Source organism: Microcoleus sp. N9_B4, assembly GCF_036701635.1.
Taxonomy (GTDB): domain Bacteria; phylum Cyanobacteriota; class Cyanobacteriia; order Cyanobacteriales; family Microcoleaceae; genus Microcoleus.
Map to the genome: position 1 here is coordinate 1 of NZ_JAUBRC010000024.1, position 17,098 is coordinate 17,098.

Below are 17,098 nucleotides of genomic sequence, written 5' to 3' on the forward strand. Positions count from 1 at the left end.
CTTCGACCCCCCCTAGCCCCCCCTTGCTAAGGGGGGGAACAAGAATACTGTTGCATTCTTTTTTAAAATTGGTATAAGATTAGAAATAATATCAATTATTTTTGACTGTTGACTGTAGAAGGAGGGGTGGAAAAACTTAATGGTTGAGTGTTAACTGTTGACTCGATTTTATGATTGTGATACAACCGGAAACGATATCCGATCGGGAGATAAGATTAGAAATAATATCAATTCCGGCTGCGCGGGAATGATATCAAATCCGCGCTTCATCGTCGCGCGTAAAGTCGAATCAAGCTGCCAACAAATAATTCGCGCAATTTTCAGTTTTTTGACTCACAATCAACAGTCAACAGTCAACAGTCAACAATCAACAGTCAACAATCAACAGTCAACAATCAACAGTCAACAATCAAGGGATATCTTTTCGTAGTGGCAACCTCACGGTAAACGTTGCCCCTTGTCCCTCACCCGCACTTGTCGCACTAACAGTACCGCCGTGGAGTTCTACTAAATGACGGACGATCGAGAGTCCTAACCCTAATCCACCGTCTCTGCGAGAGCAACTACTATCCGCCTGACGGAAGCGATCGAACACATAGGGGAGAAACTCAGGGTGAATGCCTTTACCAGTATCGCTAATTTGGATTTGAGCCATGCCATCAATGTAGTCTAATGCGATGTCAATTCTGCCTCCGGGTGGGGTGAATTTAATCGCGTTTGAAAGTAGATTCCACACCACTTGTTGTAAACGGTTTGGATCGCACAACACGCTGGGTTTTAAAGGACTTAGCCGGGATTCAAGTTGAATATTTTTAGCTTCTGCTGCCAAACGAACCACCTCCATCGCATTTTTAACCAGTGGATTGAGCTCAATTGCAACAGCATTGAGCCGAAATTGGCCTGTGGTAATCCGCGAAACGTCTAAGATGTCATCAATGAGCTGATTTTGTGCTTTGGCGGCGCGCTCGATCGTTTTTAGCGCCTCCTCGGTTTTAGCCTCGTCAAATTTTTTCAGGCGCAGCAACTGCGCCCAGCCAATCATCGCATTGAGCGGCGTCCGCAGTTCGTGAGAGAGGACGGACAAAAACTCATCTTTGACGCGGTTGGTCTCCTCAGCAGCCGCACGAGCCGATTGTTCTTGCATCCGAAGGCTGCGTTCTGTCTCTAACTGTTTTTGCTCCGTGATATCCTCGATCGCCAACAGAATCATCTGTGTATCGCCAATCGGAGGCATTTTGCGGCCATTGAGCAGCATTATTTTATGCCCGATCTGCTCAAAGTCATGCTCGACCTCAAAATCTTGAAACTGGGGATTTCCTGCGAGAATTTCTGTTAGGAGCGATCGCAACTGGGGAATATTCCACTGTCCATTACCCAGATCGAACAATGAGCGCTGCTCAGTTTGGCTCGGAATCACCTGAAACGTCTCGTAGAAAGAACGATTGGCAGTGAGCGCCCGCAGGTCGAGATCTAACACTAGCAATGGTTCCCGCACGGTTTCCACGATCGTTTCGGCGTAATTTTTTGCTTCCGTCAACTGCTGGGCGGTGACTTTAAGATCGTTGATATCCACCAACATCACCACAGCCCCATCAATCTTGTTGTCGATCGTCCGATAGGGTCGAATGTGGAGATCGTACCAACGACCGTCTCGATCTTGAACCTCCTGAACTTTCAAATTGAGCGTGCGGATCACCTCTAAAATCAGTTGCTCTAAGTCCGGTACCATCAACTTGTGAGTGATGTCGCTCAAAGACCGCCCGACATCAGTAGAAATCAAGTTGAAGATGCGTTCGATTGCGGGAGTAAACCGGCGGATTCGCAGGTCGCCTCCCAGCATCAGGATCGGAATATTGATGCTGGCCAGCAGATTCTCTAAATCGTTGCTTACCTGAGTCGATTCAACATTGCGCCGCTGCAATTCGTCATTAATCGTGTTGAGTTCTTCATTGGTTGCCTGAATCTCTTCTTTCGCCGTTTCGACTTCCTCATTCATGCTTTGCAACTCTTCGTTGCTGGACAAAATCTCTTCGTTGGCGGCTCTCAAATCTTGATTAGCGGCTTGATGTTCTTGGACGATCGCTCCGAGATGTTCTCTTGTGGTTTTCAGTTCCTGTAGCAGCCTTGCAATCTCCTGAGTTTCACCCTGTGAAGGATCAGAGTTGACTCTACCATCGTCAGTATTAGCAGCAGGCATTGCAGATATCGGGGACTCCTCTTGAAACAACACTAAAAAATAGTCTTTTGCCACAGCGCCGGCTTGGAATGGAATCACATTAATTCTGATCTGCCGAATGATCTCGCCCTCTTTAACTTGTAAGCCTGCCCGTGCGATCGGCTGCTTCTGCTGTGAGGCTTGTTGAATTGCAGTTCGCAGTTCCACGCGCAATCCTTCTTTTGCCATTCTCAGCAGGCTAAAGCTCGCCCTACCGGTGGCCGGTTCTAGGTAGGCATTCGTCTGCCCTCGAAATTGCACAATCTCGCTGGCTGTGTTAATCACGACCCCGACAGGGGCATAGTGATTCAAAACAATGCGATCGGCCTGTTTCTCCATTTCGATTTCGTCCAACTTTTCTGTCTGCAGCGGTGGAGGGTTGAGGGGTGTCAGAGGATAGTTGCTAGCAGTTAAATCCATGCTAAGCCAATGCGACAACTGTTTTTTAGTATAAATTTTGTTCTTTTTGTCGAATAGCGCAAACAATTCTGAAAAGTCTCCTACCGTTTCCGAAGTGCCTAACAGCAAAAAGCCTGCGGGCCGAAGCCCATAGTGGAACATTGGCAGCAGTTTTTTCTGCAACGGGGGGCCCAGATAGATCAGCACGTTCCGACAGGTAATCAAATCCATCCGGGAAAAGGGCGGATCGCTGATCAGGTTTTGTCTAGCAAAGACGCAGAGTTCGCGCACGGGCTTAGCGATTTGGTATCCGCCCTCGACTTGGACAAAGAACCGATTTAGGCGTTCGGGTGAAATATCCGCGACTTGGGCCTGGGTATAAAAGCCAGTGCGGGCGATCGCGATCGCACTTTCGCAGATGTCTGTGCCATAAATCTGAATCGGCAGGTTAGTAGATCGAGATCCTAAAAACTCTAGCAAGCAAATGGCGATCGAGTAAGCTTCTTCACCCGTGGAACAGCCGGCAATCCAAATTCGGATCGGTTTTTTCGGCGATTTATCTTGGACAATTGCGGGAAAAACAGTGCTGCTTAAGGCATCAAAGCTTTCGGGGTCGCGGAAAAAGCTGGTGACATGAATTAAGACATCGTGATACAGCGCCGTTACTTCTGTCGGGGTGTTTTGGAGATATTCGGCATAATTTTCGATGCGTTCGAGCTTGTAGAGCAACATCCGCCGATGTATCCGCCGCTTCAAGGTGGTTTGCTTGTAGTGAGTAAAGTCAACTCCTGTAGCCGCCCGCAGCAAACTGTAGATAATGGCGATCGCATCTTTATTTGCGATCGCATCTTTATTTGCGATCGTATCTTCGCTGGTGGTCGATTCTGTCGCAGGTCGATCGGCAATGTAGGGATGACCGCCGATCTCTGCTATTTTCTGGGCAATTTTTTCCGGTGTCAAGATAAAGTCTACCTGACCCGTAGCCACCGCAGTATTCGGCATACTGCTGACTTGTGCCGATTGTTCGCATTGGGCAAAAGTAATACCGCCTGCGGCCTTAATTGCTTTTAACCCTTGGGCACCATCGCCGTCGCCCCCGGACAAAATGACGCCGATGGCTTTGTTCCCCCGTTCTTCGGCGAGGGAAAACAGAAAATTATCGACTGACATAAATACCCCGCGTCCTCTGCCGCGAGGCGTTAGCTTCAGCACTGATCGATCGATGGTCATGCTGAAATTCGGGGGGATGACGTAGACCTGATTCGGTGTTATGAGCATCCCATCTGTCACCTCATGCACGGGCATCCGGGTCGATCGAGCCAGAATCACACTCAACGCACTTTCCTGATTCGCCAACATATGCTGAATTATTACAAACGCCATGCCGGTATCGATCGGCAAATGGCTCAGTAATTCCATAAAGGCTTCCAATCCACCTGCAGATGCTCCTATTCCGACTACAGGAAATAAGTCGTTTGGATTGTTCGGCTGCTTTCTATCAGCTTTGATACCCGCTTTACGTTGAGATTTCTTGGAATACTTATTAGGACTCATTTTTTTACCAGATATATTGCTGGCGGCGTATTATAGTTATCTGGCATTTATATTTAATATATATATATATTAAAATGAATAATGAGTCATCTACCTGCCGATATAATCTCTACGCGAACTCGGTCGGTGCGCTCAAGCGATTTTAAAATTATTATTTTGGAGTTCCCCCTTTCCTAGCGGGGGACAAAATTGAAACGGGAAATCAGTTGAAAATTATACTAAATTGTACTGTTAAGAGTGGAGAATCAGTTAACTTTCCCGATTCTGCGATCGTAGCAATTCTATGAATATTTGCGAGCGAGTGGAGTTCCCCTCAATCCCCCTACTCATCAAGGAACTTCCAACCCCAATCTTTTCCGCCCTTCTCAAGCAGTGGGGCTAGGGAGAATATGCGGGGAAAGAAAACACTACAATTAAGGAGAAAAACTTAAAAAAACCGAAACCATACAGAACCGCAATTAATCTCCTTTTTAGGAATGTTGTGGGGAGCGCAAATTCGCTAGCGCCCCGTGGAGATAAACTATCTCTGGATTATTTTTTTAACTGCTTCATCACTTCTTGCTGGGGTATTTTTACCTTTTGAGTCATTTCCAGAGTATCGTTGATTAGCGGTTGCCAATATTGATCAAATTCAGCAATTACTTTCTGAACTTCTTCTGGTGTTGAAGTTTGAGGCTGTTAATTTGCAGACCCAATCTAATAACTGAAATTTGTTATTCTCCCACAATCCGGCAATAATTTCTAAAAGCTTAAAGAAAAGTAACAAATATATATTTAAATTGGCTGATGGAAATTAGGGAAATCCAAGCAGCGCTGCAAAGTTCGGATTCTCAAGACAGGCTGCCGGGGGTAAGGGCTGTGAGAAAGGGCGATTCTGCGGTGGCGCTACCGATGTTGCTGAGGAAAGTGAAGGATGGGGAGTTTATGGTGCGGTTCGTGGCGATGAGATGGTGGCAGACTCAAACTGCGGAAGCTTTGGCGGCGCTGTTAAAAATGATGCAGTTCGATCGCGCGATCCGAAGGTGCGCGCAGAAGCCGCTAACTCTTGGTCAATGTTCGGGGCAGCTTTTCGTGGCGATGACAATTTGCTCCTCCCCTGCTGTTCATGGCTCCGTTGTGCGATCGCTGCCGCCCAAAATTGATTGTCAAAATGCTATACTCAAAATCCGAAAATAGTTGTACAATGTTTTTCTAGTGGTTTTTTAGCGATCGGCCTCCCAAGTCAAAGAAGGTGAAAGCAAGTAAAAAACACTAAGCGCGGGCGTAATTCAGTGGTAGAATGTCAGCTTCCCATGCTGAACGTCGTGGGTTCGAGTCCCACCGTCCGCTTTGACTGAATATTCATAGAAGTATGAAAATTAATTAGTGCTATAAATTCGATATATGGCTTATTTCTTAACCGCTGCTTTATATAAGTTCGTTGAACTACCGGATTTTGCTGACCTGAAAGCACCGCTACTCGATTGTTGCAACAACAACAACGTCAAAGGCACTATCTTACTGGCCGCAGAAGGCATCAATGGCACTATTGCCGGATCGTCTGAGGGCGTACACGCAGTGCTGGCATTCTTGCGTAGTGACCCGCGTTTTGCGGATCTGGTACACAAGGAATCTTTCTCAGAAAAAGCACCTTTTTATCGCCTGAAAATACGCTTGAAGCGCGAAATAGTCACGATGGGAGTACCGGACATTAATCCCCGCCTCATGGCTGGCAAATATGTTAAGCCTGATGAGTGGAATAAGCTGCTTGACGATCCCGATGTTGTCTTGGTTGATGTGCGTAACGATTTCGAGGTATCTATGGGTACTTTTGAAGGTGCTATTAATCCAAAAACAAAAAGCTTTTCTGAGTTACCTGAATGGGTGCTGCGGGAAACTGCTTTACGCAATAAACCCAAGGTGGCAATGTTTTGCACGGGTGGTATTCGCTGCGAGAAATCTACTGCTTTTTTGCGTAGTCAAGGTTTTGAGGAAGTCTATCATCTCGAAGGCGGAATTTTAAAATATTTGGAAACGGTGCCGGAAGCAGAAAGTCGTTGGGAAGGTGAATGTTTTGTGTTTGATGAACGGGTTTCTGTTGGTCAGGACTTAAAGCCGGGTAACTATGAACTTTGTCGCGGTTGTCGTCACCCGATTAGTCAGGAAGATAAGGCTTCTGAATTATTTGTACTTGGTGTGAGTTGTCCTCATTGTCATGACTCAAAAACTGAAACTAAAAAACAAGCTTTATCTGAACGTCAACGTCAGATTGAGCTTGCTAAGCGTCGCAACCAAGTACATATAGGCGCGCGCTACGATGCGAAGGAAAAAGTAGATGGTGCGATCGACTAATATAGTAATCCTAAATGAGTCGTAAATTTTTTACCCCACCCCAGCCCTCCCCGATGCCTTGGGGAGGGAGTTAGAAATTCACAAATGATTTAGGATTGCTATAGTATTAAAACTAAAGTCCAAGAAACCCGGTTTCTACGAAAAATCTTGTTTGGCGACGAGAAATATCGAAAGAAACCGGGTTTCTGACCCGAAAAACCCGATCGCGCGATCGAATAATTATATCGTTTCCGGTTGCATCGGAATAATAAAATCGAGTCAACAGTTAACAGTCAACAGTCAACAGTCAACAATAATTCCGGTGCAACCGGGATTGATATTATATGTCAGCAACATACCCGATTTTGTATTCCTTCCGCCGCTGTCCCTATGCTATGCGCGCGCGCTTAGCCTTGATGGTTAGCAATCGGGTGTGTGAGTTGCGGGAAGTTGTTTTGCGAGACAAACCACCAGAGATGTTGGAAGTATCTCCCAAAGGTACAGTACCAATATTGATTGATATTGACGGGCGTGTACTCGATCAAAGTATTGATATCATGTTGTGGGCATTGAGACAACATGATCCTGAAAAATGGTTGATGCCACAGCAAGGTTCTGTTACAGAAATGCTGGAAATAATCACTCTATTTGATGATAGGTTTAAATATCATCTTGACCGTTATAAGTACCCCGATCGTTATCCCGGTGTTGATGCACAAATACATCGCTATGAAGGTTCTTTATTCCTGGAAAAACTCAACTCACAGTTAAGTGCCACTAAATATTTATTTGGTAACAATGTAGCATTGGCTGATATGGCGATCGCACCTTTTGTGCGTCAATTTGCTCATACAGATCAAACTTGGTTCAACGAACAGCCTTGGCCGCCGCTACAAGCTTGGTTAGCAGGGTTCACAGACTCGGAAATTTATAGCAGTGTGATGCAGAAATATCCGAAATGGGAATCCGGTAATCCAGGCGTTATTTTTCCTTCCTCGTAATTAGTAATTCAGCATTTACGCACGCACTCAAGGGCGTTGAATCAAGGGTTTGAGATTGTTTCACTACGTTTTCTTGGGACAGAAAATGGTAGCCTTTTAGGAACAGGCAAGATGCCTGTTCCACAAGAAAATTTATCTTTTGTGGAACGGGCCGGAGAGCCCGTTCTTGACAATGGTGCAAGATGTGAGTTTTAACACATATGTTGCACCATTCTCAATTAGCCTTTTAGGAACAGGCAAGATGCCTGTTCCACAAGAAAATTTATCTTTAAGAAAATTTATCTTGTGTGGAACGGGCTCTCCGGCCCGTTCTTGAGAATGGTGCAAGATGTGAGTTACCATGCTAAACTTATTTTTCTCAGAATACAAGATTGACTGTCATTTGACTAGAAAAGTGACGCAGGCAAAAATCGCATTTTGCTAAAAGTTTTAACTGCAAAGGATTTCTTGTAATCTAGTAAGTATTGTCAGGCTGAAATTATGATTGATGTTGGTTCGTTAGTTCGATCGCCCAGAAACGATTTGGGAGTCGGAAAAGTTGTCGAGGTATCGCGTACCGAGGCGGTAGTTGAATATTTTTGCTCAGTTAAAAACCGCATCCGCAAAACTGTAGCCTTGGGTTTGCTGCAAGAAGCTAGACTTCAGCGCCAAACCCGCTGCTACCTCTGGAGTACCACTCAGGAAAGATGGATAATTGGGCGAGTTTATGACTGGGATGAAGATAAATTAGAGTACGAAATTGACCTGCCCGACAGCCAAAGTTTGCAAGCTGTCGAAAGCGAACTTTACGTTCGCTGCAATATCCCGATCGCCGATCCGATCGACATTTTAGCAGTCAAAGGCCAAGAAACGCCGTATTTTCACGATCGCCGATTGGCATTTGTTCAATCTGCGATCGAACAGCGGGCAGTCAGCCGCGGCATGACGGGTTTAATTTCTGCTAACATAGACCTCTATCCGCACCAAGTTGAAGTCGTGCGGCGCGTCCTAGAAGACCCAATCGTGCGCTATTTATTGGCAGACGAACCAGGCCTCGGAAAAACAGTAGAAGCCGGGACAATTCTCCGCCAATTCCTGCTAGATGAACCCACCGGACGCGCTGTGGTTCTGGTCCCCAAATACTTGCTCGAACAGTGGCGGCAGGAGTTGGAAAATAAATTCTATTTGTCTCATTTTGCTGACCGAGTGCAGCTTGCTGCTGTTAGCGACATCAATCAAATTAGCCGTAACGCTAACCTGGATTTTCTGATTATTGATGAAGCGCATGATGTGGCAGCAATGGCAAATTCGAGCGATCGCGCTCAGCAGCAGTCCTTTGAACTCTGTCAGAAACTAGCTCAGAAAAGCAAAAATGTATTGTTATTATCTGCAACGCCAGTTCTTGGCCACGAGCAAGATTTTCTAACGATGCTGCACTTGCTAGATCCGACTACTTACCGTCTTGATGACCTGGAAAGCTTCAAAGAACAGGTGCAAAACCGTCAAGAAATCGGTCGCGCTTTGCTCGATTTCCGAGAAAATGCCAAGCCTGCTGTTTTGCAAACAAAACTCGCTCAACTTCGCACTATTTTTGCAAAAGATGATTATTTAATCGGATTAGCAACAGAGTTAGAAAGTTGTTTGAAAACTAAAGAAACCGCAGAACAGGCTCGCCTTGTCCGAACTATTCGCACTCACGTTAGCGATACCTACCGTCTGCATCGTCGCATCCTTCGCAACCGCCGGGATGCGGTTGAAGATGTGATTTTCGATCGAGATGCTGTCCCCAAAACCGAGTACGATCTGAATGATGAACAGTGGTCGGAAATTCAAACCGTACTCGATAAATGGCGCACAGTCGCTCCCAAGTCGAGCGAATATCAGAGAATTTTTCTGCTGTTTTTCCGCGCTTCTGGTACTTGGCTGAATGTTTTAGAACGGGTTGTCAAAGCTCGTTTGCAGAAAAAATCGACTCCAGAACTCGATCGCGAATTTGGACAAAATGACACAGCAATTTTGACCAAAACGGAGCTATTTCCCGAAGAAAGGGAAATGCTGGAAACCTTGCTCAACACCCTGGAAAAGCCCCAGGAAGGACTCGATCGACTGAGTTTGTTACGAATCGCCATTCTCCGATTTCTCGCAGTGGCTTTGAAGGTTCCGCGCGAGTATCACAGCAAACCTCGCGATTTGCTGTCGAGAATTCAACAGCAAATTAAACGGCCGATTCCAGGCGAGCGTTTCCCGAAAATTGTGATTTTTACCAGTTTTACGGCAACTTGTAAAGAGATTGCGGAAAATTTAGCTAAAATCTTTGGTAAAAATGCGATCGCCAGCCATGACACGACCAAATCGGCTGATGATGTTGAGGCTAGTCTCAAGCGGTTTAAGACTCAACCGCATTGTTTTATCTTAGTGTGCGATCGATCGGCAGAAGCAGGGGTAAACCTGCAATTGACAGATTGGTTAGTTCACTTCGATTTGCCGTGGTTTCCCCATCAGTTAGAACAAAGACTCGGCAGAGTCGATCGCATTGGCAGCAAAATGGGAGTGCAATGTTGTTTGTTTGCAGGCCCGGATATGCCAGAGAGTCCCCACGAAGCTTGGTTTCAAGTTTTAAAAGATGGGTTTGATATCTTCAACAAATCTATTGCCAGCCTTCAGTTTTATGCTGAGGAAAAACTTATCAAACTTGAAGAAAAGTTGTTTGCTGAGGGAGGCAAGGGCTTATCCAGCGAAATTGAAGCGATTAAAACTGAAATCGAACAAGAGAAAATCAAAATTGATGAACAGTACGTTCTCGATGAAATTGATACTCTTGATGACAGTGCATCTCAGTATTTTGAATCTCTAGATAACTGCGATGCTAAGCATAAAGAAATGCAGCGGGCTACTGAAGGTTGGTTGTGTCAAGCTCTTCACTTCAAAGAAATCGAACATCCGAGTGTATCGGGGTTGAGGCGCTATAAACCTACTCAAAAAACGTTGATTCCCTCGAACGATTTGATGACCCGATTGGTTCCTTATTGCCAGCAATATGGTAGTTACAATCGCCGTATTGCTTATCAAAATGCGGATGTCGCTCTTTACCGCATTGGTGAGGGATTGATCGATGCAATTAGCTCTTATATTCGCTGGGACGATCGCGGTCAAGCTTTTGCAATGTGGCGGCATGATGAAAGTTGGGATGCTGCGCCTGGGAAGGAGTGGTTCGGCTTTCAGTTTAATTATTCAATCCAGACTGATGTGCAGCCGGCTCGGCAAATTTTGCAAGCACAAAACATCGAAAATTACAACTTTAAAGCTTTGCAGCGCCGCGCTGATGCTCTGTTTCTGCCAACTTTTGAAACTGTGTTTGTAGATGCTCGCAGTGAGCAGATGTCTTTGGTGGAGGATGCAGAAATTCTAGCGATTTTGCAGCGGGCTTATAAGGGGAAAGGCGGGCCAAATCGGGATTATAATTTGTCGAAAAATCGCACGTCGCTGATTGACAGTTTTGTCGATCCGCTAGAATGGGATGATTTTTGTCAAAAGGGACGGGTGGTATCCGAGGAATTGCTGCGCGGGCGATCGGCTTTTGTGGAAATGTGCAATAGTTTCGCTGTCACTGCTGCTATCCAACTCGAAAACCGGGTGAATCAATTGCAATTGCGCTTGCATCGACTTTCTAAATCCGAACAACTTTTAGAATCGGTTTTGGCTGATGAAATCAGTACGGAAAGTTTGTTGAGTGAAGCGGTTTTAGCTGGTATTCGCCGCCCGCACATGACTCTTGAGTCTGTGGGATTTATTGTGATTTCTGGGCGTCCTCCTGTAAAGTCGGAGGATGAAGGATAATTTGTTTGGGAGGGCGATCGCTCTTTTTGGGGGCGTTCGCTCTTTTTGACCCGATTCGGAAGCACAGGCGAGACGCCCGTGCCACGATGGACGCAGATGGATGAAAGGGTGATACGTTTTATGTAAACTGCGGAAGTGACAGCAATTTTTAGGTGATTTGACTGCAAAAATGCTAAGATAAAAGCAGTAGTAATGAGTAGCATTGATTTAGTTAAAAGCCACGGTTCGGCCTGACATCAAAGTGCGTCGATCGCATGGGAATTGAACCGCACAGCCAAAATGAACAAGTCTCCGATAAAAATTCTGCTCGTAGAGGACGATGGAGGGCTGAGTGCAACACTGGCAAATGTGTTGGAAGCAAATCATTACGGGTTCGATCGGGCAAATGATGGACAAGTGAGCCTAGACTTGGCAGCAGCAATTGAGTATGACCTGATTTTGTTAGACGTGCAGGTTCCCAAACTAGATGGAATTAGTCTATGTCGGCAACTGCGATCGCAAGGCTACTGCAAACCGATCCTGTTAATCACTGCAAAGGATTCAGATGCGGAGGTGGTGGCTCTTTTCAATGCGGGAGCCGATGATTACATCAGCAAGCCTTTTACTACGGAAGTATTACTGGCAAGAATCCGAACTTTATTGCGACGCAGTAAAGCACTTTCCCCAGCAGGTTCTACTCAGAATTCAGCGGCTAATACATTGACTTGGGGAGAGCTTTGTTTAGATTTGGATGCTGGTAGAGTGACATTTTGCCAACAAATAATTTCACTGACAGCGACAGAATATAATCTGCTGGAATTATTACTGCGAAATCCCGATCGCATATTTAGTCGCAGTGCTATTTTGGATCGTCTGTGGGGATTTGATGACCCACCAACCGATCGCGCCATTGTCACTCATATTAAGAATGTCAGAAATAAACTGAAGGCAGGTGGCTTAACTGAAGAAATCATCGAAACAGTTTATGGCATGGGCTATCGACTGAAACCGTACCCCCAATCTGCGTCGTCTAGTTCAAATAATCCTGGGATTGAGCGCACCAAAAAACATCAATCTCGCGGGTTAGATAAGTCCGAGAGCGACAAGATTTTAGAGCGGTTTCGGGGAGTATTCAACCAACAAGTTGCTGTATTGGAACAGGCAAAAACTGATCTATTAGCAGGAAATTTAGAAACAGAATTACAGCAAGCGGCAAAACATGAAGCTCATAAATTAGCCGGCTCTCTGGGATCTTTTGGTTATCCCGAAGGCTCGAAATTGGCACGCTCGGCAGAGCATTTGCTAATAAACGATCGCTCTTTGAGTGCTGAGGAAATTATCCGCTTCTCGGAATTGGTGACAGGATTACAGCAGGAATTAGCCAAAACACCGATTACATCAACGGCTGCACCAGTTTCTACTATTTCAATTTTCAACTATCGGGTTTTGGTAGTTGATGATGACGCTGCATTAACGGAGCGATTGAAAGTAGAATCGGAAGCTTGGGGGTTTCGGATGAAAATTGCGCCGAATATTACTGCTGCCCGATCGCATCTTGCCTTGTCAATACCCGATGTGATGTTACTAGATTTAAGTTTTGCAGAGACAGAGGAAGATGGATTGACGCTACTGCGAGAACTGACCGAGCGATCGCCTACTCTTCCTATAATCGTTTTTACCGGACGAGATAGTCTTGCCGATCGCTTGGCAGTATCGCGCTTAGGTGCTAAGCAATTTCTCCACAAACCTGCAACCACCGAGCAAATTTTTCGAGCCATCGCCCGTGTTCTACCCAGTCCTAAAACTTCAGAAGCCAAAGTCTTAATCGTAGATGATGACCCTGTGATGCTGGTTAAATTATCAGCGTTACTGACTCCTTGGGGACTTGAGGTGACAACTCTCAAAGAACCACAGCAATTTTGGGAGGTGTTAATTAGCACTGAGCCCAATTTAGTAGTGCTGGATCTAGAAATGCCGATCGTCAGCGGCTTAGAATTGTGTCAGGTCGTCCGACAGGATATCCAATGGGAAAATTTACCGATTTTGGTGGTGACAGCCCATACCGATCCAGAATCTCTCCAACAAGCCTTTGCAGCGGGAGCCGATGATTTTATTACCAAGCCGGTACTAGGGCCTGAATTAGTCACGCGGGTACTCAGCCGAATCAAGCGCACTTGTTCTGTACTTAAGCCGACAAATACAGGACTTACGCATAGCCTGAATATATAGTTTTTTGTAGGGCTAAACCCCCCGTGCTTGCGCCCATACCTGGGATGATTGCGTAAGCCCTAAAATACTTAAATAGAACTTACGCACGAGGGCTAAAAACCCGGTTACTGCTTCAATCTAAAAAATGTAATTAATGAATTAATTAAGTAGATTAATGATAGAACATACTGATGAAAATTATGGGAAATGGCAACAACAGCCACAGCCAATCCTGGCTAAAACAGCACTTTCTCTCTCCGCATCCCTCAAACTAGAAGATATTCTCAACACTACGGTAACTGACCTCAGAAACATTCTGCAATGCGATCGCGTAATTATTTTCCAATTTGCTCCAGACTGGAGCGGAAAGGTGGTGGTAGAGTCAGTTGGTTCAGAATGGACAGCAATCTTATCCACTCAGATACACGATCCTTGCTTGGATGAAAGCTATATCGAACCTTTCAAACAAGGCTTATTCACCTCTAAATCAGATATTTATAGTGCCGGAATTGATACTTGTCACCGGGAATTCCTGGCAACTTTTCAAGTTAGAGCTAACCTGGTTATTCCTATGCTGGAGGGAGAAGAACTTTGGGGATTATTGATTGCCCATCACTGTGCAGCACCTCGCGAATGGCAACCATCAGAAATTGATCTCATGCGACAGCTAGCAACTCAAGCGGGAATTGCCATTCAGCAAGCTGATTTATTTGATCGACTACAAACGGAACTGAGGGAGCGCCAACAAGCAGAAATTGCCCTACAACAACTCAATGCTGAACTCGAACAACGAGTCGTAGAACGGACAGCAGAACTCACTGAAGTCAACCATAGGTTGCAACAATATATCAATCAAGTTGAAGACATCTATAATAATACTCCCTGTGGCTATCATTCCCTAGATGCAGCAGGAACCATAATTATGATTAATGATACGGAACTAAAGTGGTTAGGCTATACCCGCGATGAAATTGTAAACAAAAAAAAATTTGTTGATTTGCTGACACTTGAAAGTAAAAATATTTATTATCAAAACTTTCCCTTATTTAAAAAACAAGGCTGGATCGAGAATTTAGAGTTTCAGATGGTGAATAAAAACGGAAAATCCATTTGGGTGAACTTAAATGCTACAGCAATTTATGATGAAGCAGGTAACTTCATGATGAGTCGTTCTAGCGTATTTGATATCACAGATCGCAAACGTACTGAAGAAGCCTTTCGCCAATATGAACGCATCCTATTCCATACAACAGATATGATTGTACTGATGAATAGCAACTATATTTATCAAGTAGTTAATCAAGCTTATTTGAATTGGTGCAACAAATCTGAAAGCGAAGTTATCGGAAATTCTGTTAGAAATGTCCTGGATGCAGACGTGTTCGATAACTTGATTAAACCTAGGTTAGAGAGATGTTTAGCTGGCGAAACAATTCAGTCGGAAAACTGGTTTGACTCTCCCAATTTAGTCCGGCAATTTTTGAGCGTTACCTATACGCCTTTACGTGATATAGGCGAAAAGATTGTAGGGGTAATCGTCAGTCTGCGCGATCTGACTAAACTTAAACAAGCCGAACAAATGCTTGAGCTTCAGGCTGTCATTACCCGCAATATGGCGGAAGGAATTTGTTTAGTAAGAGCAGATAATGGAGTTATTGTCTATGCCAATCCTAAATTTGAGCGGATGTTTGGCTATGACTGTGGTGAACTTAACGGTCAGCACGTTTCGATAGTGAACTATCCTAGCGAATCGGTAAGTGCTGAAGATGTAAATCAAGCTATTCGGTCTGCTGTTTTACAAAACAGTGAATTCAGCTATGAAGTTCATAATGTCAAGAAAGATGGGACTCCATTTTGGTGTAGTGCAACTTGCTCTGTATTCAAGCATTCAGACTATGGCGATGTTCTGGTGGCCGTTCATCAAGATATCACAGTAGCGAAGCACCTCGAAGAAGTTCGACAAGAGGCGGAAGCAGCCTTACTACAGAAATCCCGAAAGGAACATTTGCTATGGAGGATTACTCAAGGGATTCGCCAATCTTTGGATCTGAATGCCGTCCTAAATACTGCTGTTACTGAAATCAGGCAGACATTACAAACCGATCGCACTGCCATTTACCGATTTAATCCTGATTGGAGTGGTGATTTTGTCGTGGAGTCAGTTGGTGAGGGTTGGAGAAAACTGATAGGAAGCAATCTTCAAAAAAATTGTGCAGATACCTATCTGCAAGAAACTCACGGCGGTCGATTCCGAAATAATGAAAGTTTTGTGGTTGATAATATTTACTGCGCTGAACTTCAACCCTGTCATATCGAGCTAGTGGAACAATTTCAAGCAAAAAGTTATGCAGTTTTTCCGATATTTATGAGAGAAAATCTCTGGGGTTTGTTAGCTATCTACCAAAATACGGCACCTCGTCAATGGCAATCGTGGGAAATAGAATTACTTGAACAGATTGCCAGCCAATTGTCGATCGCCATTCAGCAATCCCAACTCTACCGACAACTTCAGCTAGAACTGCAAGAACGCCAGCAAGCCGAAGCCACGATCCGAGAAGCCGAACGACGCTGGCGATCGCTCTTGGATAACGTGCAGTTGATTGTTGTCGGACTCGATCAATGGGGAAATGTTAATTATGTTAATCCTTTTTTCTTAAAACTTACAGGATATACTCACCTAGAAGTTTTAGGAAAAAATTGGTTTGAAAACTTCTTACCCCCTTCTAATCAACCATCGATTCAAGTTGTTTTTTCGGAAGTTTTAGCCCAGAAATATCATCCCTATTATCAAAATTTTATCTTAACTAAATCCGGTGAGGAACGATTTATTGCGTGGAACAATACCATGCTGCAAGATGCAGAGGGAAACATCATTGGAACTATCAGCATTGGGGAAGATATTACCGAACGACAAAAGCTCGAACACATTAAAAATGAGTTCATTGGTATTGTCAGCCATGAACTTCGCACTCCTTTGGCAGGAATTCAAATGTCATTGGGACTAATAAAAAGTGGGGTTTATGATCAAAAGCCAGAAAAATCTAGACGCATGATTGAAATTGCCCTCCTCGATACCAATCGATTAGTGCACCTGGTTAATGATATTTTAGATTTGGAGCGCCTAGACTCCGGGCGGACAATTGTGGAGAAAACCGTTGGCAAAGCTGCCGATTTGATGCAGCAAGCAGTAGATAGCATCCAGGCGCTGGCTACTCAACAGCAGATATCATTAATCGTTAACCCCACAGATGCAGAAGTCTGGGCAACCAGAGATGCGATCGTCCAAACCTTGACAAATTTGCTCAGTAATGCGATTAAATTCTCACCTGCCGATTCCACAATTCATCTAAGTGCCGAAAACCAGACAGACTTTGTGCTGTTCCAAGTTAGCGATCGCGGGCGAGGCATTCCTGCCGATAAACTAGAACTCATTTTTGGGCGATTTCAGCAAGTTGATGCCTCCGACTCCCGTGAAAAAGGAGGCACTGGTTTAGGTTTAGCAATCTGTCGCAGTATAGTTGAGCGGCATGGCGGCAAAATTTGGGCGGAAAGTATCTTAGGTGAAGGCAGCACATTTTGCTTCACCCTACCCTTACCCACCGTTGAATAACGCTTA

Annotated in this window: 7 protein-coding genes and 1 tRNA gene; 7 read left to right on the forward strand and 1 reads right to left on the reverse strand. The window is 44.9% G+C overall.

Annotation, left to right across the window (positions count from 1 at the left end):
* Nucleotides 1-409: 409 nt before the first annotated feature.
* Complete coding sequence (locus tag QUA43_RS17085) at nt 410-4,168, reverse strand: chemotaxis protein CheB (RefSeq protein ID WP_333375402.1); 3,759 nt, start codon at nt 4,166-4,168, stop codon at nt 410-412.
* 786 nt (nt 4,169-4,954) lie between these two features.
* Between QUA43_RS17085 and QUA43_RS17090 the strand changes: the two genes are divergently transcribed.
* The 7 genes from QUA43_RS17090 to QUA43_RS17120 all read left to right on the forward strand — a co-directional run bounded on the left by QUA43_RS17090 (nt 4,955) and on the right by QUA43_RS17120 (nt 17,092).
* Nucleotides 4,955-5,344 carry a hypothetical protein gene (locus QUA43_RS17090; RefSeq protein ID WP_333375405.1) on the forward strand — a complete coding sequence of 130 codons (390 nt, stop codon included), beginning with the start codon at nt 4,955-4,957 and terminating at the stop codon, nt 5,342-5,344.
* 81 nt (nt 5,345-5,425) lie between these two features.
* Nucleotides 5,426-5,497: transfer RNA gene (locus QUA43_RS17095), tRNA-Gly, on the forward strand.
* A gap of 54 nt (nt 5,498-5,551) precedes the next feature.
* A complete protein-coding gene (gene trhO / locus QUA43_RS17100) occupies nt 5,552-6,499 on the forward strand; it encodes an oxygen-dependent tRNA uridine(34) hydroxylase TrhO (protein WP_333375407.1) in 948 nt (315 codons plus the stop codon).
* Between the two features lie 323 nt (nt 6,500-6,822).
* Nucleotides 6,823-7,479, forward strand: a complete 657-nt coding sequence (locus tag QUA43_RS17105; protein ID WP_333375410.1) for a glutathione S-transferase — start codon at nt 6,823-6,825, stop codon at nt 7,477-7,479.
* Nucleotides 7,480-7,959: 480 nt separating this feature from the next.
* The gene (gene dpdE / locus QUA43_RS17110; RefSeq protein WP_333375412.1) at nt 7,960-11,295 is read left to right on the forward strand and encodes a protein DpdE; all 3,336 of its coding nucleotides are present in this window, start codon (nt 7,960-7,962) and stop codon (nt 11,293-11,295) included.
* A gap of 279 nt (nt 11,296-11,574) precedes the next feature.
* Nucleotides 11,575-13,503, forward strand: a complete 1,929-nt coding sequence (locus QUA43_RS17115) for a response regulator (RefSeq protein ID WP_333375414.1) — start codon at nt 11,575-11,577, stop codon at nt 13,501-13,503.
* 154 nt (nt 13,504-13,657) lie between these two features.
* A complete protein-coding gene (locus QUA43_RS17120) occupies nt 13,658-17,092 on the forward strand; it encodes a PAS domain S-box protein (RefSeq protein WP_333375416.1) in 3,435 nt (1,144 codons plus the stop codon).
* Nucleotides 17,093-17,098 lie beyond the last annotated feature (6 nt).